The organism is Dysosmobacter sp. Marseille-Q4140 (assembly GCA_018228705.1).
Lineage (GTDB): Bacteria > Bacillota > Clostridia > Oscillospirales > Oscillospiraceae > Oscillibacter.
Map to the genome: position 1 here is coordinate 3,076,775 of CP073694.1, position 19,203 is coordinate 3,095,977.

The following is a 19,203-nucleotide window of genomic DNA, read 5'->3' on the forward strand; positions in this document are numbered from 1 at the left end:
GTCTATGAATTATTTTCGCTGTGAAAATCCCGACTGCGGCTATATGGCGGAGGAGGAGCCGGACGTGTGCCCCCGGTGCGGGGGCACCTTTTTTCTCTCCCTGCCGGAGGAGGAGCTGACCGGTGCCGACTGGGTGCAGCTGGGCAACCGGGCCGTGGACGAGGACAAGGGCACCGAGGCCCTGGCCTGCTACCAGCGTGCCGCCGCTCTGGACGACCTGCTGGGCCTGACCAATCTGGCCTGGTGCCTGGAGAGCGGCACCGGCGTGCCGGCGGACCCCACCCAGGCGGTGCTGCTGTACGCCCAGGCCGCCGCCCGGGACTATCTGCCCGCCCTGACGAATCTGGGCTACTGCTATCTCAGCGGCACCGGTGTGGACCGGGACCCGGCTAAGGCGCTGGAGTGCTTCCGCAAGGGCGCGGAGAAGGGCTTTCCCCGGGCCCAGTTCCTGCTGGGGGAGATGTATCGCCGGGGTGACGGCGTGGACCAGGGCGACCAGGAGGCTGCCAAGTGGTATCAGTCTGCCGCCTGGCTGGGGTATCCCGCGGCCCAGACGGAGCTGGGGCGGTGTCTGGAGTTCGGCACCGGCATTGCAAAGAACCTTTCCCAGGCGGTGAAATGGTACACCGCCGCGGCGGAGCAGGGCCATGCGCCGGGCCAGTGCTGCCTGGGCTTTTTGTACGAGAGCGGCCAGGGCGTGGACCAGAGTTGGGCCGAGGCCATCCGCTGGTATCGGGCCGCGGCGGAGCAGGGCTATCCCCGGGCCCAGTGCAACCTGGCCTGGTGCTATGAGCACGGCGAGGGCGTGGAACAGGACCTGGAGGCGGCGGTCCGGCTGTACCGGGCCGCGGCGGAGCAGGAGTATCCCCGTGGCCTGCTGTGCCTGGGGCTTTGCTGCGAGCGGGGCCGGGGCGTCCCGGTGGACAAGACTGAGGCCGCCCGGCTCTACCGCGCCGCGGCGGAGCTGGGAGACGAGGACGCCATGTGCTGCCTGGGCTACCTGTACGAGGTGGGCGAGGGCGTGGAGCAGAGCTGGACGGAGGCGGTGAGCTGGTATCGCCGCGGCGCCGAGGCCGGCTCCGTCCGGGCCCAGGGCAATCTGGCCTGGTGCCTGGAAAACGGCAAGGGCACGGAGCAGGATTTTGCCCAGGCCCTGGCGTGGTATCGAAAGGCCGCAGAGCAGGGAGACGCCCGGGGCCTGTTCAGCGTGGCCCGGTTCTATGACTACGGCCTGGGTGTGGAGCAGGATGCGGCCGAGGCGGTCCGCTGGTACGAAAAGGCTGCCCAGGCCGGCTCCGCAGCCGCCATGTGCGACCTGGGCGTGTGCTACGAGCGGGGCGAGGGCGTGGAGCAGAGCTGGGAGAAGGCGGCGGAGCTCTACCGGAAGGCCGCGGACCGGGAGAACGCCGCCGGCCAGTGCAACCTGGGCTTCCTCTATGAGATCGGCCGGGGCGTGGAGCAGAGCTGGACGGAGGCAGTGAAGTGGTACGGCGCCGCCGCCCGCCAGGGGATGCCCCGGGCCCAGTGCAACCTGGGCTGGTGCTACGAGCACGGCAAGGGCGTGGAGAAAAACGAGAAGCGGGCGGTCCACTGGTACGCCGAGGCGGCGGAACAGGGGGACGCCCGGGGCCTGTTCTGCATGGGCGTGTGTGCCAAGCGCGGCATCGGTGTGGAGCGGAACCCCGCCCAGGCGGTGGCGTGGTATGAAAAGGCCGTGGAGGCCGGTTCCGTCCCCGCCATGTGCAACCTGGGCGTGTGCTATGAAAACGGCGAGGGCGTGGCGGAGGACCTGACCCGGGCGGCGGAGCTCTACCGGATGGCCGCCGAGCGGGAGGACGCCGCCGGTCAGTGCAATCTGGGCTATCTGTACGAGTCCGGCCGGGGTGTGGAGCAGAACTGGGGCGAGGCTGCCCGCTGGTATAAGGCGGCGGCGGACCAGGGCTATTCCCGGGCCCAGTGCAACCTGGGCGTCTGCTGCGAGTTCGGCCGGGGCGTTGCAAAGGACACTGCCAAGGCTGCCTGGCTCTACCGCAAGGCGGCGGAGCAGGGGGACCCGGTGGGCGCCTGCAACCTGGGGTATCTCTATGAGACCGGCGTAGGCGTGGCGCAGAGCTGGGCCGACGCGGTGAAGTGGTACACCCAGGCGGTGGAGGCCGGTTCCGCCCGGGCCCAGTACAACCTGGCCTGGTGCTATGAGCACGGCAAGGGTGTGCCCCAGGATCCGGTCCGCGCCCGGGAGCTGTACGCGGCCGCGGCGGAGCAGGACTACGAGGGCGCCCGGGAGGCGGCGGACCGCCTGGCCGGCGCCGGCGGCAAAAAGGGCGGCTTCCTGCGGGGGCTCCTGGGCGGCGGCCGCAAAGACCGGTGAAGCGGTTTCATTGCGCATCGCGGCGCTTTTTCAGTGGGTACATACAGAATGGAAGCAGGGAGCAGGCGTATATCGCCCTGCTCCCTGCTTCCTGGCATTTTTGGCGCTCGTGCACAGATCTTCCGCGGGCATCGGATCCTCCGGCGGCCCTGCCTGACTTTGGACAGAAAAAAGTTGACCGGCTTCTTTCGAAGCCGGTCAACTTACTTGGCAGCGGGTGAAGGATTCGAACCCTCACATACAGAGTCAGAGTCTGCTGTGCTACCTTTACACAAACCCGCTGTGTCCTGTCGAACAGATATTATTATACAGAAATGCAGCTTTTTGTCAAGGACTTTTTTTAAAAAGTTTTATCTTTTTTCCGCGGGGAAACCTGCGGGGAGACTGCGGTGCTACAAAGCCCGGAATTTTTGCCGGAGATATGCCGACGGCAGGAAGTGGACAATTGCTGGTAAGGGGAAAAGCATAACATTTTGTTATATCAATTCTGAAATTTTAAATACATTTCCTCTTTTCATGACCTTTTTCCGGGAATTTTGACAAAGTTTATGCGATATCATCCTATCGCGCAGCCGCACGCTCTGCTACACTTCTGGATGAAAGGAGGCGCTGCGCGATATGCTGTTTGATATTCCCGCGGACCTTTCGGCATTTGAAGAGGTCCCGCCGCCCCAGTCCTGCCAGAACATCTGCCGGCTGTCCATTTCCAAGGAGGACCAGCTGATGCAGAACGAGGCCTTCCGGCAAAAGACCAAGGACTGCCCGGGCTTCCGCCTGCGCATCAGCCCCGACGGCCGTCAGCTGTTTCTGGGACTGGAGGAGCCCTATAATTTAACGTTTACGCCCAACGGTGTCCGGATGCACCACCCTCTCGGGGACCTGCTGCGGCAGCGGAAGCTGGAACCGCCGATCTCCTACCAGTTTGTCTGGCGGGAGGATCTGCACGGGTGGCTGGGCGTCTATGACGGGCTCAGTGCGCCGCCGGTTCGCCCTGCCCGGCAGGCCGCCGCCAAGCGGCAGAAGAAGGAGGCGTGAGATGAGACGTATGCGCCGCCTGACACAGCTGGAGATCCAGTGGGTGGACTGTCTGGTCAGCGATCTCTGCGCGGAAAACTGCATTGATCCGAGAGATCCGGAGTATCGCTCTGCCGCCTGGGAGGCCTTTGAGGAACTGCACCAAAGCCACAGGCAGCCCTGGAACGGAGCGCTGTTCTGGCCTCGTGCTGTCTCCCGCATGAACCGGGCCATCCAGCGGGAAAAGCGGGTGCGCAGCCTCTATCTTTACCAGATGCTCTCCATGGATGCCCCATTGGGGGAGCAAGGCGCCACGCTCCGTGACTTTCTTCCGGTGCAGGGGGATTTCACCAACGGCACCGCCTTTCGGGATTTCCTGTTTCGTCTGCCCAGGGACCTCCATGACCTGGCCCGCTGCCTGCTGGACCGGGACTCCCTGGAAGAAGCCCGCAGCAGTCTGGGATGGAGCCAGATGCGGATGTGCGGCGCTGTGGAACGGCTGCGGGAGCACCTGGAGGCCTATGAGAAAATTTGATCGGAGTGCCCGTCCGAAGTGCGGCGGATGGGACCCGGGGAAGGAGCGGCCATGAAAGCGGGACGATCCCTGGAGAGCTACGTGCAGTTCGTCTATCAGAGACTGCTGGAGTTCATGGAGGAGGGGACGCTGGTGTCCACCAATGTCTCCATTGTGGGAAAGACCGGCGCCCGGCATGAGTTTGACGTCTACTATGAATTTACCCATCTCAATCTCAAGCACGCCGTGGCCATTGAGTGCAAGGACTGGCGCACCCCGGTCACCGTTGGAGAGGTGCGGGATTTCTGCGGAAAGCTGGAGGATTTGAACCGGGTCTCCGGCATGATGGTGTCCCGGTCCGGCTATCAGGCGGGCGCCCGGCAGTACGCCCGGGGAAAGGGGATCGAGCTGCTGGAGGAGAAAGATCTGCCCACCTTCACATCCATCGTGGCGGGCGTGATCAAAAACGGTTTTCTCCCGGACAAAACCGTTCGCGGCGCGCCCTTTTGGACACTGATGGAGGTACGGAAGGACGAGGTCACCGGGACCTATTATGCTCTGCCGGGAGAAAAGCCGCCGGTGGTGCCGCTTTTTTATTCCCGGACCATGGCGGAAAAGCTACTGGAGAAGCTGCCCGACAGGGACCGTTTTGAAGTGCGGGGCGTTTCCCAGTATCAGCTGCGGAGCCTGACGGCGCAGATGGAGGCTTTCGGCGTTCAGGCGGGGATCTGCTGCATGCCATACTGGCAGGACGATCCGGACCAGGCGCCCTTTGTGCTGATCCCCACGGAATTGCTCCGAACGGAATATCTGGATCCGTGAGCTGCGGAGGGCGGCGGGACTTGCCCGCCGCCCTCTTTTTTATATGCCGCTTCGGGAGAGCGTTTTTTTTACGCGTCTCATCATTGCAAAACCATGCGCGGGGGGATATAATACCCACAGTGTAAAGAGGGGACGGCATAGCCGCGCCGTCCCCGCGCCCCGCATCGGGGCCACACGCGCTCTGCGCGTTTTCGGAGGTGCTTATGATTCGCCGCCGCGTTCATCTCAATGCTGTTCAGACATTGACCATCGGCTTCGCCTGTTTGATCCTGGCGGGAGCGGTGCTGCTGATGCTGCCCATCTCCTCAAGGTCCGGGGAGTCCATCCCGTTTATCAACGCGCTGTTTACGTCCGCCTCCGCCTCCTGCGTGACGGGCCTGGTGCTCTACGACACCTGGACCCAGTTCACCCTGTTCGGCCAGGCGGTGATTCTGCTGCTGATTCAGATTGGCGGCCTGGGCTTTATGACGATCTCCATTCTGGTGGCGATCCTGCTTCACCGGCGCATCGGATTGCATCAGCGCTCCGTGCTGATGGACACCGTGGGTGCTCTTCAGGTGGGCGGCGTGGTGCGGCTGACCCGCCGGGCTCTGGCGGTGACCGGCGCCTGCGAGGGCAGCGGCGCGGTGCTGCTGGCCCTTTGGTTCTGTCCCCGGTACGGCGTGGGGCGGGGACTTTGGATGTCGGTATTCCATGCGGTGTCGGCCTTCTGCAACGCGGGCTTTGACCTGCTGGGTACCGGCGCCTCTCTGACCACGGAGGCCGGTGAGCCCCTTTTGAATCTGGTGATCATGGCACTGATCATATCTGGGGGCATTGGGTTTCTGGTGTGGGATGACGTGCTGGTCCACCGCTTGGATTTCCGCCGCTACCGGCTCCACAGCAAGCTGGTGCTGACCGGCACCGCTGTGCTGCTGGTGGTGGGCACGGCGCTGTTTTATGTCGTGGAGGGAGACCACGCTTTTGCCGGCGTCCCTGCGGGGCAGCGGCTGCTGATGGCGGCCTTCCAGTCAGTGACCTGCCGCACTGCCGGCTTCAACACCGCGGATCTGATGGCCCTGAGCCAGGCGGGCGTGCTGATCAGCATGGCGCTGATGTTCATCGGCGCCGGATCCGGCTCCACCGGCGGCGGCATCAAGGTCAACACCTTTGCGGTGCTGCTGCTGGGCATCCGGGCCAGGATGCTGCGCAAGGACGATGTCAACGTGTTCCGCCGGCGCCTGGATGAGGATACCATCCAGCAGGCGTTCTCTTCAGTCAGCATCTTCGGCCTGACGTGCCTGCTGGGCTGCCTGGTGCTGTGTGTGGAGGGGGTGCGTGTGGACGACGCCCTGTTCGAGGCCGTCTCGGCCATCGGCACTGTGGGCCTGACCCACGGTGTGACGCCCACCTTAAAGACCGCCTCCAAGGTGGCGATCACGCTTTTGATGTTTGCCGGCCGCGTGGGCAGCCTGTCTGTGGCCATGGCCATGACCCGGGACCGGCCCCAGGCCAAGGTGCGCAACGTACCGGAGAAGATCCTGATCGGATAAAATAGGGAGGAAGCAGATATGAAGTCCTTTTTGGTGATCGGCCTGGGCAGCTTCGGCCGCCATCTGGCGATTCGGCTGCAAGAGCTGGGCAATGAGGTGATGGTGCTGGACCGGGACGAGGAGCGGGTGGCCCGTCTGGCAAAAACTGTAACGGCCGCCTGCGTGGGAGACTGTCAGGACGAGCAGGTGCTGGCGTCTTTGGGCATTGGGAATTTCAACGCCTGCTTTGTCTGTGTCCGGGATGACTTTCAGTGTTCTCTGGAGGCTACCGCCATCCTCAAGGACCTGGGCGCCCGGTATGTGGTGGCCCGGGCGGACCGGGAGCAGCAGATCAAGTTTTTGAAGAAGATCGGCGCCGATCACGTGATTCACACGGAGATGGACATGGCCCACCGGGTGGCCATCCGCTTCTCCGCCAACAATGTGTTCGACTATTTCGAGCTGACGCCCAAATACGCCGTGTTCGAGATCGAGACCCCGAGCCAGTGGGAGGGCCGCACCGTGGTGGAGGTGGATGTGCGCCGCCGCTTCAACGTCAATATCCTGGGCGTCAAGACCGGAGACGAGGTGGTGCCCCTGCTGGACCCCGCCTACCGTTTCGAGAAGGACTCCCATCTGCTGATCGCCGGCGACAAGGAGGCCGGACTGCGCCTGATGGAGCGCACCTGAGAACAGACCGGAGCCGGAAGTGCCCGGCGGCGCAGGACGGCTCCTGTGCCGCCGGCGCTGTTTTGTATAAATCGACAAAAAGGGCGCACACTGTTTTCGGGGTGAGTGCCTTGAAGAAACCGGAAAAACGCCCCGGACTGATGCCGTGTCTGCGGCTGGAGCCGGAAAGGCGGCTTTGCCCCATTTTCGACGACGCCTCCGTGGCCACCTTCCCGGTGGCTCCGCCGGAGAAAATGGGATTTCGGGTGCTGGACGACTGCTGCGAAGAGCACATCCAGTAGCCCCGCGCCGGACGGGCCCCGCTGCGGCGGGGCCCGTTTTCATTGCTCCGGCGGACAAACTGTGGTACACTGTTGCAAAAGAACGGAATGCAAGGATGTGACGCCATGAGACGCTGCTTTATTTTCGCCGCGGGCACCTTTTACGGCCTGCGCCGGCGCCCTGCACCCGGCGATCTGGTCATCGCCGCCGATGCCGGCTACCGGGCCTGCCGGGCGGCGGGGATCACGCCGGATCTGCTGCTGGGGGACTTTGACTCCATGGAGCAGCCGGCGGACTTTGCCAATGTGGTCCGCTCCCCGGTGGAGAAGGATGACACGGACACCATGCTGGCGGTCAAGACTGCCCTGGAGGAGGGCTGCCGGGAGGTGTTCCTCTACGGCGGCACCGGCGGCGTCCGGCTTGACCACACCCTGGCCAACCTCCAGTCGCTGCTGTATCTGCGGCGCCGGGGTGCCCGGGGGTGGATGTACGACCGGGATTTTCTCTGGACCGTGATCGAAAACGAGACCCTGACTGTGGAGCGGACGGTGGAGTGGGGCCTGCTGTCGGCCTTCTGCCTGGGGGCGGACGCCTCCGGCGTGGACGAGGAGGGGGTCCAGTATCCCCTGCGGGACGCCGTGCTGACGGCGGCGTTTCCCCTGGGCGTCAGCAACCACATCCTGGAGCCCAAGGCCCGGATTACCGTCCGGCAGGGGGCTCTGGCAGTGGGATGGCAGCTGCCGCCGGCCGAGACGTTATCCCCTAGATAGAATAGCGTACCGCCCAAAGTTTTGTTGCATCGCCCCCTGTTTTATTGTATAATAAGGACACAGGAAAGGTCGACCTTTCCAACAGCAGGACCGTGGGACCGAGGGCGGGCACGGGCAGTTTAGGAGGTATTTTGCCATGGCGACATTTACCGTAAACGGCCGAACCGTATCGGTCGAGAAGAATCAGAAGCTGATCCGCTACCTGCGGGACGAGCTGCACCTGACCAGCGTCAAGGACGGCTGCAGCGAGGGTGCCTGCGGCACCTGCACGGTGCTGATCGACGGCAAGCCCACCCGGGCCTGCATCCCCCAGACCGACAAGCTGGAGGGAAAGACCGTCCTCACCGTGGAGGGGCTCAGCGACTTTGAGAAGGATCTCTATACCTACGCCTTCGGCACCGCCGGCGCGGTGCAGTGCGGCTTCTGCATCCCCGGCATGGTCATGTGCGCCAAGGCCCTGCTGGACAGCAACCCCAATCCCACCCGGGAAGAGGCGGCCTATGCCATCCGCAACAACATCTGCCGCTGCACCGGCTATGTGAAGATCATCGACGCCATTTTGCTGGCGGCGGAGGCGCTGCGGGCCGGGGAGATCCCCCAGGCCTCTTCGGACTGGTCCTTCGGCGCCCGGGTCCCCCGGGTGGACGTGCGGGAGAAGGTCACGGGCACCGGCGTCTATCCCGACGACGTGTATCTGGACGGCATGATCTACGGCAGCGCCGTCCGCAGCGCCTATCCCCGGGCCCGGGTCCTGGCCATCCACACGGAGGAGGCCAAGGCGCTGCCCGGCGTGGTATGTGTGCTGACCGCTGCCGACATCCCCGGCGAGAACAAGGTGGGCCACCTGAAAAAGGACTGGGACACCATGATCGCCGTGGGCGATATCACCCACTACCTGGGCGACGCCATCTGCCTGGTGGCCGCCGAGAGCCAGGAGATCCTGGCCCAGGCCAAGGCGCTGATCAAGGTGGACTATGAGGAGCTGCCCATGGTCCGCAGTCCCCGGGAAGCCATGATGACCGACGCGCCCCTGGTCCACCGGGACGGGAACCTGATGGCCCACCGGCACATCCAGCGGGGCAACCCGGCGGAGGCCATCGCCAAGTCCAAGCACATCCTGACCCAGCGCTTCTCCACCCCCTGGACGGAGCACGCCTTCCTGGAGCCGGAGTGCGCCGTGGCGTATCCGGACGGGGAGGGGGTCATGGTCCTCTCCACGGACCAGGGCGCCTACGACACCCAGCATGAGATCATGGGTATGCTGGGCCTGCCCGCGGAGCTGGTGAAGGTCCGCAACTGCCTGGTGGGCGGCGGCTTCGGCGGCAAGGAGGACGTGACGGTCCAGCACCACGCCGCCCTGATCGCCTATCTGACCAAGCGGCCCGTCAAGGTCAAGCTGACCCGGGCGGAGAGCCTGCTGATCCACCCCAAGCGCCATCCCATGGAGATGGAGTTCTCCATCGGCTGCGATGAAAACGGCATTATTCAGGGCGTGGCGGCAGAGGTCATCGCCGATACCGGCGCGTACGCCTCCCTGGGCGGCCCCGTTCTGGAGCGGGCCTGCACCCACGCCGCCGGACCCTATAACTATCAGAATTTCGAGATCGACGGCTGGGCCTTCTACACCAACAATCCCCCCGCCGGCGCCTTCCGGGGCTTCGGTGTGACCCAGACCTGCTTCTGCATCGAGAGCCTCCTCAACCAGATGGCGGACCTGGTGGGCATCTCCCCCTGGGAGATCCGCTACCGCAACGCAATCCGTCCCGGCCAGGAGCTGCCCAACGGGCAGATCGTGGACGAGTCCACCGGTTTGGTGGAGACCCTGGAGGCCGTGAAGCCCTATGTGGACGCCAACAAATATGTAGGCCTGGCCTGCGCCATGAAGAACGCCGGCGTGGGCGTGGGCATTCCCGACACCGGCCGCGTCCGGCTGGTGGTGGAGGACGGCAAGGTGCACATCTTTGCCGGTGCCTCCTGCATCGGCCAGGGCCTGGGTACGGTCCTGACCCAGATCGTCTACGACCAGACCGGCATTGACGCGGAGCGGATCGTCTACGAGCGGTCCAACACCTACGCTGCGCCGGACTCCGGCACCACCTCCGGCTCCCGCCAGACCCTGTTCACCGGCGAGGCCTGCCGCCGGGCCTGCCAGGACCTGAAGGCGGCCCTGGCTGAGAGCGGCGGACTGGACGGGCTGAACGGCCGGGAGTTCTACGCCGAGTACCTGGGCAAGACGGATCCCCTGGGCGCCGACGTGCCCAACCCCGTCAGCCACATCGCCTACGGCTACGCCACCCAGGTCTGCATCCTGGACGACGACGGCCGCATCAAGCAGATCGTGGCGGCCCACGACGTGGGCAAGGCCGTGAACCCCCTGTCCGTGGAGGGCCAGATCGAGGGCGGCGTGGTCATGAGCATGGGCTTCGCCCTGACGGAGAAATACCCCCTGACGGACTGCAAGCCCACCGCCAAATTTGGTACGCTGGGCCTGTTCAAGGCCAATCAGATCCCCGAGCTGACCCCCATCGTGGTGGAGAAGGCCGGACTGAACGTGGCCATGGGCGCCATCGGTGTCGGCGAGATCACCTCCATCCCCACGGCTCCCGCCATTGCGGACGCCTACTACCGCTACGACGGCATCCGCCGCAACTCCCTGCCTCTGGAGGGGACGCCGTACAGCCGGAAGTGATGCTGCCGGTATGAGCCAAAAGGGGTTTCTGTGCTGGGGAGCGGCCAGCGCCTGCGTGGTCCCCTTGGCATGGGTGCTGTTTTTTCTCCTGTGCGGGTCTGCCGCGTCCAACGGCGAGGGCATGTTTGTCCTCTCGGTCCTGGTGCTCCCGCTGATGGGTGCCGGGACGGTCATGAGCGCGGTCTGGCTGTGGAGGATGAGACGGCGGTGCCGGAAACGGGACCGGCTGCCCTGGCTGATCGCGGCGGTGAATATGATCGCAGTTCTGGCGGAGCTTCCCATGGTGCTTGCCGGCATCCCCGGTTATATGTCGCTTCTGCTGGAATAGCTGCAAAATTGGGGAGCGGACGGAAACCTCCCGTCCGCTCCCTTAATCGACCGATCTGCGCTCCAGCGCCTCCAGCGCCGCCGCGGTGTCCACGTCGCTCAGCTCCGGCGCGGCGACCTCCAGCAGCGTCAGCAATTCCTCGTGGCGGCGGATCACGGCGCTGCCGCCCCGGTCTCCGGTGAGCGCCATCAGCTCCGGAAAGAGGGCGGCGGGGAAGATGCAGGGGTTGCCCCGCACGCCGCCGTGGCCCAGGGCCGCGATGCCCTCCGGCCGCAGGCGCCACTGTTCCGTCAGCGCCAGGATGCTCTCCCGCCGCAGAAGGGGCTGGTCCGACACCTGGAACAGCACGCCGTCGCAGTCTCGCAGGGCCGTGAGCCCTAAGTGGATGGTGTGGCTGAGGCCCTCCTGGGGCTGATCGTTGAGGATGGCCGCAAAGTGGAAATCTGCCGCCAGGCGCATGATCTCCGGGTACTGGGTTACCACCACGGTCTTGTAGAAGGCCTCCGGCGGCACGGCCTCCAGGCTCCGCAGGATCAGCTGGCGGCCCCGCAGCTGGGCGGCCAGCTTGTTGGCTCCGAAGCGCGTGGCGCTGCCGGCGGCCATGACCACGCAGCCCAGTTTCAGCCTCTGCTCCATCGTGTACCTCACCTCGCTGGTGTTAGTATATCCGCTTTCGCCCGGCCCAGTCAACGGCCAGGCTGAAACTTCCCATTGAAAAAGGAGGAAACCCCTATGAGCAACAGTGTCGGCAAAAGCGCCGTCCGGGTGGACGCCTATGAAAAGGCCACCGGGCGCGCCAAGTACATGGACGACCTCTGCGGCCGGGAGGCCCTGGTAGTGAAGATCTGTCACTCCACCATCGCCCACGGCTATGTGAAGTCCATCGACACCGCCGCGGCGGAGGCCGTTCCGGGCGTGGTCAAAGTCCTCACCTGCTTTGACGTGCCGGACATCCCCTTCCCCACGGCGGGCCATCCCTGGTCCACAGACCCAGCCCATCAGGATGTGGCCGACCGGCTGCTGCTGAACCGCCACGTCCGCTATTACGGCGACGAGGTGGCCGCGGTGGTGGCCGAGGACGAGGTGGCCGCCGCCCAGGCGGTCCGGGCGCTGAAGGTGGAGTACGAGGAGCTGCCCTTCGTGCTGGACGTGCAGAAGGCCATGGCTGACGGCGCGCCCCAGCTCCACGAGAAGTACCCCAACAACATCCTGGCCCACACCGGCATCCGCAAGGGCGACTATGAGACCGCCCGCCAGGAGCCGGGCCTCATCAAGGTGGAGGGCTGGTACGATACCCCCACCGTCCAGCACTGCCACATCGAAAACCACGGCTGCTTTGCCTATATGGAGGCCGGGCGCGTGGTGGTGGTGACCTCCACCCAGATCCCCCACATCGTCCGCCGGGTGGTGGGCCAGGCCCTGGGCATCCCCTGGGGCAAGGTCCGCATCATCAAGCCCTACATCGGCGGCGGCTTCGGCAACAAGCAGGACGCGCTGTACGAGCCCCTGTGCGCGTGGCTCTCCACCCAGGTGGGCGGCCGCCTTGTGAAGCTGGAGTGCAGCCGGGAGGAGACCTTCGTCTCCAACCGCGTCCGCCACGCCATCCGCACCCATATCATCTCTTACGTCCGCCCCGACGGTACCCTGGTGGCCCGGAAGTTCGAGGCCTTCTCCAACCAGGGGGCCTATGCCTCCCACGGCCACGGCGTGGTGGCCAAGGGCATGGGCGCCTTCCCCCAGCTCTACCCCTGCGACAATGTGGAGTGCGACTGCTGGAGCGTGTTCACCAACCGCCCCGCCGCCGGCGCCATGCGGGGTTATGGCATCCCCCAGGCCATGTTTGCCGGGGAGAGCCACATCGACGATATCTGCAAGGCCATCGGCATGGAGCCGGAGGACTTCCGCCGGAAGAATCTGATGCCCGTGGGCTACACTGACGCCTTCTCCAAGAACGAGCTGTACAGCGACACCTTCAACCAGTGCCTGGACAAGGGCATGGAGGCCATCGACTACCACCGTAAGCATGAACTGTATAAAAACCAGACCGGCCCCGTCCGCCGGGGCATCGGCATGGCGGTGTTCTGGTATAACACCGCTGTCTGGCCCATCTCTCTGGAGTCCTCCTCCTGCCGCATGGTGCTCAACCAGGACGGCTCCCTCCAGTTCCAGACCGGCGAGACGGAGATCGGCCAGGGCTGCGACACCGCCTATTCCCAGATGGTGGCAGACGCGGTGGGCGTGCCCCTGAGCGACGTCCACGTGGTCTCCTCCCAGGATACCGACATCACGCCCTACGGCACCGGCGCCTATGCCTCCCGGCAGACCTACATCGGCGGCTTCTCCATCGTCCAGACTGCCAAGGCCCTGCGGGAGCGGATTCTGGACATCGCCCACGAGCAGACCCGGATGCCGGTGAGCAACCTGGACCTGGTGGACGGCCAGATCGTCCGCAAGAGCGACGGCCGGGTGCTCAAGTCCCTGGGAGACCTGGCCACCGAGAGCCTGTACTCTACGGAGCACAGCCAGCACATCACCGCCGAGACCACGGCCCAGATCAAGTCCAACGCCTACTCCTTCGGCTGCTCTCTTGCCGAGGTGGAGGTGGATATCCCCATGTGCAAGGTGAAGCTTTTGAACATCGTCAACGTCCACGACTGCGGCCGTCTCATCAACCCCGCCCTGGCGGAGGCCCAGGTCCACGGCGGCATGTCCATGGGCATCGGGTACGGCCTCAGCGAGGAGCTGAAGTTCGACGAAAAGACCGGCAAGCCGCTGAACAACAACCTGCTGGACTACAAGCTCTCCACCTTCATGGACCACCCCACGCTCCAGGCGGGCTTCGTGGAGAATGCGGAGCCCACGTCCCCCTACGGCACCAAGGCCCTGGGCGAGCCGCCGGCCTGCTCGCCGGCGCCGGCCATCCGCAACGCCATCCTGGACGCCACGGGCGTTGCCTTCGACGCCTGCCCCATCACGCCTCATGTGCTGTACCGGAAGTTCAAGGAAGCCGGACTCATTGCAGAATAAGGGAGGGAACCACGTATGTATGACATGAAAGCACTATATCAGGCCCAGTCTGTGGCCGACGCCGTGGCCCTCCGCCTGGCCCATCCCGAGGCCCAGATCATCGCCGGCGGGTCCGACGTGCTGGTCCAGATGCGGGAGGGCAAGCGGGCCGGCAAGGAGCTGATCTCCATCTACGGCCTTGACGAGCTCCGGGGCGTGACCATGGAGGCCGACGGCACCATCCGCATCGGCTCGCTCACCAGCTTCTCCCACATCACCCGGGACCCCCTCATCCAGCAGTACCTGCTGGTGCTGGGGGAGGCCGTGGACCAGGTGGGCGGCCCCCAGATCCGCAACATCGGTACCATCGGCGGCAACACCTGCAACGGCGTCACCTCCGCCGACTCCGCCTCCACCCTCCACGCCTATGACGCCATCGTGGAGCTGACCGGGCCTGACGGCGTCCGCCGCCAGCCCATCCACGACTTCTACATCAAGGCCGGCAAGGTGGATATCCGGGAGGGGGAGATCCAGACCGCCATCCTGATCCCCAGGGAGAGCTACGAGAATACCCACGGCTATTACATCAAGTATGCCATGCGCAACGCCATGGACATCGCCACGTTGGGGACCTCCGTCAACGTGCGCCTCTCCGCCGACAAAAAGACGGTGGAGCGGGCCAGAGTGGCCTTCGGCGTGGCGGGCCCCGTGCCCCTGCGGGCGGCCACGGCAGAGGCCCTGGCCGCCGGCCAGATGGTCTCGGAGGACCTGGCGGAGCGGTTCGGCCAGGCCGTGAAGGAGGACATCAATCCCCGGGATTCCTGGCGCGCCGCCAGAGACTTCCGGATGCACATCGCCGTGGAGAGCGCCAAGCGGGCCTTTATTGAAGCGGTGAAACGGGCGGGAGGTGCGCTGTAATGGAAAATCATGTGATGCAGTATCAGACGGTCCACTTCACCCTCAACGGCAAGGCTGTGGAGCGGACGGTGGATGTCCGGGCCAGCCTGACGGATATGCTCCGGAACGACTACCGCATGACCTCTGTGAAGAAGGGCTGCGAGGTGGGGGAGTGCGGCGCCTGCACCGTCATCATCGACGGGGAGGCCTTCAACTCCTGCATCTATCTGGCAGTCTGGGCCGAGGGCAAGCACATCACCACCCTGGAGGGCCTTCTGGGGCCCAACGGCGAGCTCTCCGACATTCAGCAGGCCTTCGTGGAGGAGGCGGCCATCCAGTGCGGCTTCTGCACCCCGGGCTTCATCCTGACCGCCTGGGAGATCCTGGAGAGCGGGAAGGAGTACACCGACGCGGAGCTGCGCAAGCTGCTCTCCGGACACCTGTGCCGCTGCACGGGCTATGAGAACATCCTGCGGGCGGTGAAAAAGACCATGTACAAGCGCCTGGGCAAGGAACTGCCCCAGAGCTGAAACGGTTCAACAGGGGAGGCCCCCGGAAGGGGCCTCCCCATTTTTGTTTGACGGCTCCCGCCAAAAGGATTATAATAAAACTGAAGAGAGGAGGGTTCTCTATGAAAACCATCATCACCATCGGCAGACAGTTCGGCAGCGGCGGCAAGGAAGTGGGTATCCGCGTGGCCAAGGAGCTGGGCATCCCCTTCTACGACAAGGAGCTGCTTCAGGAGGCGGCCAAGAAGAGCGGTCTGTGCGAGAAGATCTTTGAAAATTTTGACGAGCGGCCCAAGAGCCTGCTGTACTCCATCGCCATGGACTCCTATATGTTCTCCCTGCCGGGCGCCGGCGCCGGGGACTCTCTGGAGCAGCAGGTGTATTTGGCCACCTTCAACACCATCCGCCACATCGCTGAGCAGGGCCCCTGCGTCATCATTGGCCGCAGCGCGGACTATGCCCTGGCGGACAATCCCAATCTGCTGAGCCTGTTCATCTGCGCGCCTCTGGAGGACCGGATCGAACGGGTGGCTAAGCGTCAGAACCTGACGCCGGAGAAGGCCCGCCAGCTGATCATCAAGACCGACAAGCGCCGCGCCTCCTACTACGAGTATTACTCCTCTCAGAAGTGGGGCGCCGTGGACAGCTACGACTTCTGCATCAACAGCAGCTATCTGGGTCTCGGCCGTACCGTGGAGCTGATCCAGGCTATGGTGGCCCATAAGGAGCATCCCATCTCCAGCCCCACTGAGGTGGATCCCACCCAAGGCTGAGCGCAGCCCAAAACAAAAAACGGCCGGTCCTCAAAAGAGGGCCGGCCGTTTCTGCCGTCACAGATCCTTGTCCAGTTCCTTGTAAAAGGCGAAAGACTCCCGGAACTTCTCCTGGGCAAAGGCCTCCACCTGGGCCTGGTAGTCCGCATAGGCCGCCAGGAGCCGCTCTGCCTGGGGAGTCAGCACGGCGCCGCCGCCGTGACTGCCGCCGATGGTAGAGGAGAGCAGCTTGCAGCCGAACACGCCCTCCGCCGTGCGGATGATGCGCCAGGCCTTGGAGTAGGCCATCTCCATGGAGGCCGCCGCCGCCCGCAGGGACTTGTGTACCCGCACCCGCTCCAGCAGCGTGGCGATGCCGGGGCCGAAGCAGCGCTGGTTGTCGTCGGTGTACATGCGGATGGTCAGCTTCAGATGCAGGTCCTTGTCCATGGGATACCCTCCCTTTCTCCGCCCGGACCGGGCTCTTTTTTTATCTTATCACACGGAGGCCAATTTGCAAAGGCCGAAAAATATGATAGAATAACAACTGTCAAGCAGCCGTCCGGAGAGGGCGGCATCCAGAGGGGAACACCGCCGCCCGGCGGCGGAGAGAGGAGAGAACCATGAAAAAAGTCAGACTGGGCCGCACGGAGCTGTACGTCACCAAGACAGCCTTCGGCGCCCTGCCCATCCAGCGGATCCCCAAGGCGGACGCGGTGAAGCTGGTCCGCCGGGCCGTGGATGGCGGCATCAACTACTTCGACACCGCCAATATGTACACCGACAGCGAGGAAAAGCTGGGCGAGGCCCTGAACGGCATCCGGGACCAGGTGGTGATCTCCACCAAGAGTGCCGGAAAAGATAAGAAAACGGTCCGAGCCCACATTGAGCAGAGCCTGCGGAGCCTCCGCACGGATTACATCGACCTGTTCCAGTTTCACAATCCCGCCGTTCTGCCGGACATCAACGACCCCGACGGCGTCTTTTCCGTGGTGCTGGAGGCCAAGCAGAAGGGCTACATCCGCCACATCGGCATCACCAACCACCGCTTGGGCGTGGCCCGGGAGGCCATCGCCTCCGGCAATTTTGAGACGCTGCAATTTCCCTTCTGCTACCTGGCGGCGCCCCAGGATCTGGAGCTGGTGGAGCAGTGCAAGGCGGCGGACATGGGCTTCATCGCCATGAAGGGCCTCTCCGGCGGCCTGCTGAACAACGCCGCCGCCTGCTTCGCCTTCATGGAGCAGTATCCCACCGTGGTGCCCATCTGGGGTATCCAGAGGGAGGAGGAGCTGGACCAGTGGCTGGCTCTGGCCGCCGATCCCCCGGCCCTGACGCCGGAGCTCCAGGCAGTCATCGACAAGGACCGGCAGGAGCTGGCCGGGGACTTCTGCCGCTCCTGCGGCTACTGCCTGCCCTGCGCCGCCGGCATCGACATCCCCCAGGCCGCCCGGATGAGCGCCCTGCTGCGCCGCTCTCCCTATCAGCCCTACATGAGCGATGAGTGGCACGCCAAGATGCACCAAATTGAGAACTGCATCCACTGCGACGCCTGCAAGTCCCGCTGCCCCTACGGGCTGGACACCCCGGCCCTGCTGCAGAAGATGCTGAAGGACTACGACGAATTCTACGCCGTCCACCACAACGACTGACCCGCGAAAGGAGCCCCCATGCTGTTTCAAAATCAGGACTCCAGTTTGAAGCTGGAGGTATTCAACTATGAGATGCCCGCCGACGGCGGCGCCCCCGACAGTGACGACCGCAACTGGCTGGTGCTGCGCTGCACCTGGACCGAGGACGGCGACATCCGCAAGGACTCCAACAGCTGTCTGCTGACCTACGAGCTGCGGGAGATGACCGCCGGGCTGAAGGTGGTCCGGGCGGGCATCAAGACCGCCTATGAGAGCGACTTCGTGGAGCCCTTTTTCTCCCTGGACCTCCGGGCGGAGGGAGAGGACGCCTTCCGGACCTGGGTCCGCTTCTTCCTGCCCAACACCATGGACGGGGAGGACACCGCCGAGATCGAGTGCGTCCTCACCCGGCAGCAGCTGTCGGAACTGATCGACGAGCTGGACCGGCTCTGCGCCAAGTTCCCCGACCGGGTGTGAGGAGCGGCCATGGAAGAAGCGTCTGTATTTGCCTCAAGCGGCTGCTTTCCCTGGATGCCCCAGCGGGCGGACCAGGTGCTGCAAAGCTGCTTTGACCTGGAATTTGAGACCCTGGCTCCGGGGCAGCGCCGGGATACCCGGGGCCGCATCGGGTGCCTCCTCCGGGGCACGGGGAGACTGGACACCGGCGAGAGCGCCGGCCCGGGTTTTTTCTTTGGCGCGGCCCGGACCGACCGCCTGGAGAAGGTGGCGGCGGAGGAGACCCTGGAGGCCGGGACCGAGTGCCTGGTGGCCTGGTTCGATTTCGACGTGGTGCTGACGGTGTGCTACACCGCCTGCTGGTTCCACGCCCGGTTGATCCAGGAGATGGAGCAGGCCCTGGACGCCCGGCGGACCGCCGCCGGGGCTTGAAGCCCTAAAGAACAGAAAGAGCCGCTCCGCAAGCCGGAGCGGCTCTTTTCGTTCATGAGGCGGGCTCTTTCCGGCCCAGAAGCAGATAGCAGTAGGGCGTGAGGATGGAGGGGAGCACCACGGGTACGGAGACCGAACCGAAGATCCGCACCAGCAGCTGCACGGCCCAGGTCACGGCTTCCTGGGTGGCATAGAGCCGGTAGACCCACATGGAGTACCCGCCCGCGGCCTGGCTCAGCTGCTCCCAGGCCAGCAGGACGCCCAGCCATACCACCATGATGGTGGCGGAGAGAAAGATCTGCTTCCGGGTCAGGCCTCGGACAAATTTCCACCCGGCGGCCCAGAAGAGGAGGAAGGCAACTGCGCTGAGGACCACCGTGGCGTGCCCGGAGGAGATGCTGTACGCGCCGGTGACAGGGTCCGGTCCCTGTGCCATCTGAATCCGCACGGAAACGAAGCTGTAAAGGTAGGTGATCAGGCGGCACAGCAGCCCGGTGGCGCACAGCACCAGCGGTACCCGCCAGATCGGCCGTTTCAGAAATTCCATGGGCGATCC

At 64.6% G+C, this 19,203-nt stretch carries 20 protein-coding genes and 1 tRNA gene; 17 read left to right on the plus strand and 4 right to left on the minus strand.

The window, feature by feature from the left end:
* Nucleotides 1-4: 4 nt before the first annotated feature.
* Nucleotides 5-2,368, plus strand: coding sequence for an SEL1-like repeat protein (locus KFE19_15455; GenBank protein QUO37728.1), 2,364 nt, complete (start codon nucleotides 5-7; stop codon nucleotides 2,366-2,368).
* A gap of 208 nt (nucleotides 2,369-2,576) precedes the next feature.
* Here KFE19_15455 and KFE19_15460 read toward each other — a convergent pair.
* Nucleotides 2,577-2,650: transfer RNA gene (locus KFE19_15460), tRNA-Gln, on the minus strand.
* Between the two features lie 336 nt (nucleotides 2,651-2,986).
* Here KFE19_15460 and KFE19_15465 point away from each other — a divergent pair.
* From KFE19_15465 to KFE19_15505, 9 genes are all read left to right on the plus strand, one after another.
* Nucleotides 2,987-3,403 carry a hypothetical protein gene (locus tag KFE19_15465; GenBank protein ID QUO37729.1) on the plus strand — a complete coding sequence of 139 codons (417 nt, stop codon included), beginning with the start codon at nucleotides 2,987-2,989 and terminating at the stop codon, nucleotides 3,401-3,403.
* 1 nt (nucleotide 3,404) lies between these two features.
* On the plus strand, nucleotides 3,405-3,917 hold the full coding sequence (locus KFE19_15470; GenBank protein QUO37730.1) for a hypothetical protein: 513 nt from the start codon (nucleotides 3,405-3,407) through the stop codon (nucleotides 3,915-3,917).
* 51 nt (nucleotides 3,918-3,968) lie between these two features.
* On the plus strand, nucleotides 3,969-4,718 hold the full coding sequence (locus tag KFE19_15475; GenBank protein ID QUO37731.1) for a restriction endonuclease: 750 nt from the start codon (nucleotides 3,969-3,971) through the stop codon (nucleotides 4,716-4,718).
* A gap of 203 nt (nucleotides 4,719-4,921) precedes the next feature.
* Entirely contained in the window at nucleotides 4,922-6,250 is a 1,329-nt protein-coding gene (locus KFE19_15480) for a Trk family potassium uptake protein (protein QUO37732.1), read from the plus strand.
* An 18-nt stretch (nucleotides 6,251-6,268) separates the two neighbouring features.
* Nucleotides 6,269-6,919, plus strand: coding sequence for a TrkA family potassium uptake protein (locus KFE19_15485; GenBank protein ID QUO37733.1), 651 nt, complete (start codon nucleotides 6,269-6,271; stop codon nucleotides 6,917-6,919).
* A gap of 110 nt (nucleotides 6,920-7,029) precedes the next feature.
* Nucleotides 7,030-7,200: a hypothetical protein gene (locus KFE19_15490; GenBank protein ID QUO39675.1), complete on the plus strand. Its 171-nt coding sequence runs from the start codon at nucleotides 7,030-7,032 to the stop codon at nucleotides 7,198-7,200.
* A gap of 105 nt (nucleotides 7,201-7,305) precedes the next feature.
* Nucleotides 7,306-7,950 (plus strand): thiamine diphosphokinase, encoded by a 645-nt coding sequence (locus tag KFE19_15495; GenBank protein ID QUO37734.1) that lies wholly within the window; start codon nucleotides 7,306-7,308, stop codon nucleotides 7,948-7,950.
* A gap of 136 nt (nucleotides 7,951-8,086) precedes the next feature.
* Nucleotides 8,087-10,639 (plus strand): selenium-dependent xanthine dehydrogenase, encoded by a 2,553-nt coding sequence (gene xdh, locus KFE19_15500; GenBank protein QUO37735.1) that lies wholly within the window; start codon nucleotides 8,087-8,089, stop codon nucleotides 10,637-10,639.
* A 10-nt stretch (nucleotides 10,640-10,649) separates the two neighbouring features.
* Nucleotides 10,650-10,967 carry a hypothetical protein gene (locus KFE19_15505; protein ID QUO37736.1) on the plus strand — a complete coding sequence of 106 codons (318 nt, stop codon included), beginning with the start codon at nucleotides 10,650-10,652 and terminating at the stop codon, nucleotides 10,965-10,967.
* Between the two features lie 42 nt (nucleotides 10,968-11,009).
* On the opposite strand, the gene KFE19_15510 is transcribed toward KFE19_15505, so the two are convergent.
* On the minus strand, nucleotides 11,010-11,603 hold the full coding sequence (locus tag KFE19_15510) for a nucleotidyltransferase family protein (protein QUO37737.1): 594 nt from the start codon (nucleotides 11,601-11,603) through the stop codon (nucleotides 11,010-11,012).
* 96 nt (nucleotides 11,604-11,699) lie between these two features.
* On the opposite strand from KFE19_15510, the gene xdhA reads away from it, so the two are divergent.
* The 4 genes from xdhA (at nucleotide 11,700) to KFE19_15530 (ending at nucleotide 16,152) form a co-directional block, all read left to right on the plus strand.
* On the plus strand, nucleotides 11,700-13,994 hold the full coding sequence (xdhA, locus tag KFE19_15515) for a xanthine dehydrogenase molybdenum-binding subunit XdhA (protein ID QUO37738.1): 2,295 nt from the start codon (nucleotides 11,700-11,702) through the stop codon (nucleotides 13,992-13,994).
* Nucleotides 13,995-14,009: 15 nt separating this feature from the next.
* Complete coding sequence (gene xdhB, locus KFE19_15520) at nucleotides 14,010-14,891, plus strand: xanthine dehydrogenase FAD-binding subunit XdhB (protein ID QUO37739.1); 882 nt, start codon at nucleotides 14,010-14,012, stop codon at nucleotides 14,889-14,891.
* Nucleotides 14,891-15,400 carry a (2Fe-2S)-binding protein gene (locus KFE19_15525; GenBank protein ID QUO37740.1) on the plus strand — a complete coding sequence of 170 codons (510 nt, stop codon included), beginning with the start codon at nucleotides 14,891-14,893 and terminating at the stop codon, nucleotides 15,398-15,400. The genes xdhB and KFE19_15525 overlap by 1 nt, the downstream gene beginning before the upstream one ends.
* Nucleotides 15,401-15,501: 101 nt before the next feature.
* Nucleotides 15,502-16,152, plus strand: coding sequence for a cytidylate kinase-like family protein (locus tag KFE19_15530; GenBank protein ID QUO37741.1), 651 nt, complete (start codon nucleotides 15,502-15,504; stop codon nucleotides 16,150-16,152).
* Nucleotides 16,153-16,209: 57 nt separating this feature from the next.
* Here the strand turns inward: KFE19_15530 and KFE19_15535 are convergent, their stop codons facing one another.
* The gene (locus tag KFE19_15535; GenBank protein QUO37742.1) at nucleotides 16,210-16,581 is read right to left on the minus strand and encodes a LysR family transcriptional regulator; all 372 of its coding nucleotides are present in this window, start codon (nucleotides 16,579-16,581) and stop codon (nucleotides 16,210-16,212) included.
* A 173-nt stretch (nucleotides 16,582-16,754) separates the two neighbouring features.
* Here KFE19_15535 and KFE19_15540 point away from each other — a divergent pair, with 173 nt between their 5' ends.
* The 3 genes from KFE19_15540 to KFE19_15550 are packed head-to-tail and all read left to right on the plus strand — an operon-like array spanning nucleotide 16,755 to nucleotide 18,647.
* Complete coding sequence (locus KFE19_15540; GenBank protein QUO37743.1) at nucleotides 16,755-17,780, plus strand: aldo/keto reductase; 1,026 nt, start codon at nucleotides 16,755-16,757, stop codon at nucleotides 17,778-17,780.
* 18 nt (nucleotides 17,781-17,798) lie between these two features.
* Nucleotides 17,799-18,236: a hypothetical protein gene (locus tag KFE19_15545; protein ID QUO37744.1), complete on the plus strand. Its 438-nt coding sequence runs from the start codon at nucleotides 17,799-17,801 to the stop codon at nucleotides 18,234-18,236.
* A 9-nt stretch (nucleotides 18,237-18,245) separates the two neighbouring features.
* Entirely contained in the window at nucleotides 18,246-18,647 is a 402-nt protein-coding gene (locus KFE19_15550) for a hypothetical protein (GenBank protein ID QUO37745.1), read from the plus strand.
* Nucleotides 18,648-18,699: 52 nt separating this feature from the next.
* Here the strand turns inward: KFE19_15550 and KFE19_15555 are convergent, their stop codons facing one another.
* A complete protein-coding gene (locus tag KFE19_15555) occupies nucleotides 18,700-19,194 on the minus strand; it encodes a hypothetical protein (GenBank protein ID QUO37746.1) in 495 nt (164 codons plus the stop codon).
* Between the last annotated feature and the right edge of the window lie 9 nt (nucleotides 19,195-19,203).

Coding starts and splice junctions, on each gene's coding strand:
- xdhA (QUO37738.1), top strand. CDS start 11,700: ATGAGCAACAGTGTCGGCAAAAGCGCCGTCCGGGTGGACGCCTATGAA.
- KFE19_15540 (QUO37743.1), top strand. CDS start 16,755: ATGAAAAAAGTCAGACTGGGCCGCACGGAGCTGTACGTCACCAAGACA.
- KFE19_15470 (QUO37730.1), top strand. CDS start 3,405: ATGAGACGTATGCGCCGCCTGACACAGCTGGAGATCCAGTGGGTGGAC.
- KFE19_15535 (QUO37742.1), bottom strand. CDS start 16,581: ATGGACAAGGACCTGCATCTGAAGCTGACCATCCGCATGTACACCGAC.
- KFE19_15505 (QUO37736.1), top strand. CDS start 10,650: ATGAGCCAAAAGGGGTTTCTGTGCTGGGGAGCGGCCAGCGCCTGCGTG.
- KFE19_15550 (QUO37745.1), top strand. CDS start 18,246: ATGGAAGAAGCGTCTGTATTTGCCTCAAGCGGCTGCTTTCCCTGGATG.
- xdhB (QUO37739.1), top strand. CDS start 14,010: ATGTATGACATGAAAGCACTATATCAGGCCCAGTCTGTGGCCGACGCC.
- KFE19_15465 (QUO37729.1), top strand. CDS start 2,987: ATGCTGTTTGATATTCCCGCGGACCTTTCGGCATTTGAAGAGGTCCCG.
- KFE19_15510 (QUO37737.1), bottom strand. CDS start 11,603: ATGGAGCAGAGGCTGAAACTGGGCTGCGTGGTCATGGCCGCCGGCAGC.
- KFE19_15480 (QUO37732.1), top strand. CDS start 4,922: ATGATTCGCCGCCGCGTTCATCTCAATGCTGTTCAGACATTGACCATC.
- xdh (QUO37735.1), top strand. CDS start 8,087: ATGGCGACATTTACCGTAAACGGCCGAACCGTATCGGTCGAGAAGAAT.
- KFE19_15530 (QUO37741.1), top strand. CDS start 15,502: ATGAAAACCATCATCACCATCGGCAGACAGTTCGGCAGCGGCGGCAAG.
- KFE19_15495 (QUO37734.1), top strand. CDS start 7,306: ATGAGACGCTGCTTTATTTTCGCCGCGGGCACCTTTTACGGCCTGCGC.
- KFE19_15475 (QUO37731.1), top strand. CDS start 3,969: ATGAAAGCGGGACGATCCCTGGAGAGCTACGTGCAGTTCGTCTATCAG.
- KFE19_15455 (QUO37728.1), top strand. CDS start 5: ATGAATTATTTTCGCTGTGAAAATCCCGACTGCGGCTATATGGCGGAG.
- KFE19_15545 (QUO37744.1), top strand. CDS start 17,799: ATGCTGTTTCAAAATCAGGACTCCAGTTTGAAGCTGGAGGTATTCAAC.
- KFE19_15525 (QUO37740.1), top strand. CDS start 14,891: ATGGAAAATCATGTGATGCAGTATCAGACGGTCCACTTCACCCTCAAC.
- KFE19_15555 (QUO37746.1), bottom strand. CDS start 19,194: ATGGAATTTCTGAAACGGCCGATCTGGCGGGTACCGCTGGTGCTGTGC.
- KFE19_15485 (QUO37733.1), top strand. CDS start 6,269: ATGAAGTCCTTTTTGGTGATCGGCCTGGGCAGCTTCGGCCGCCATCTG.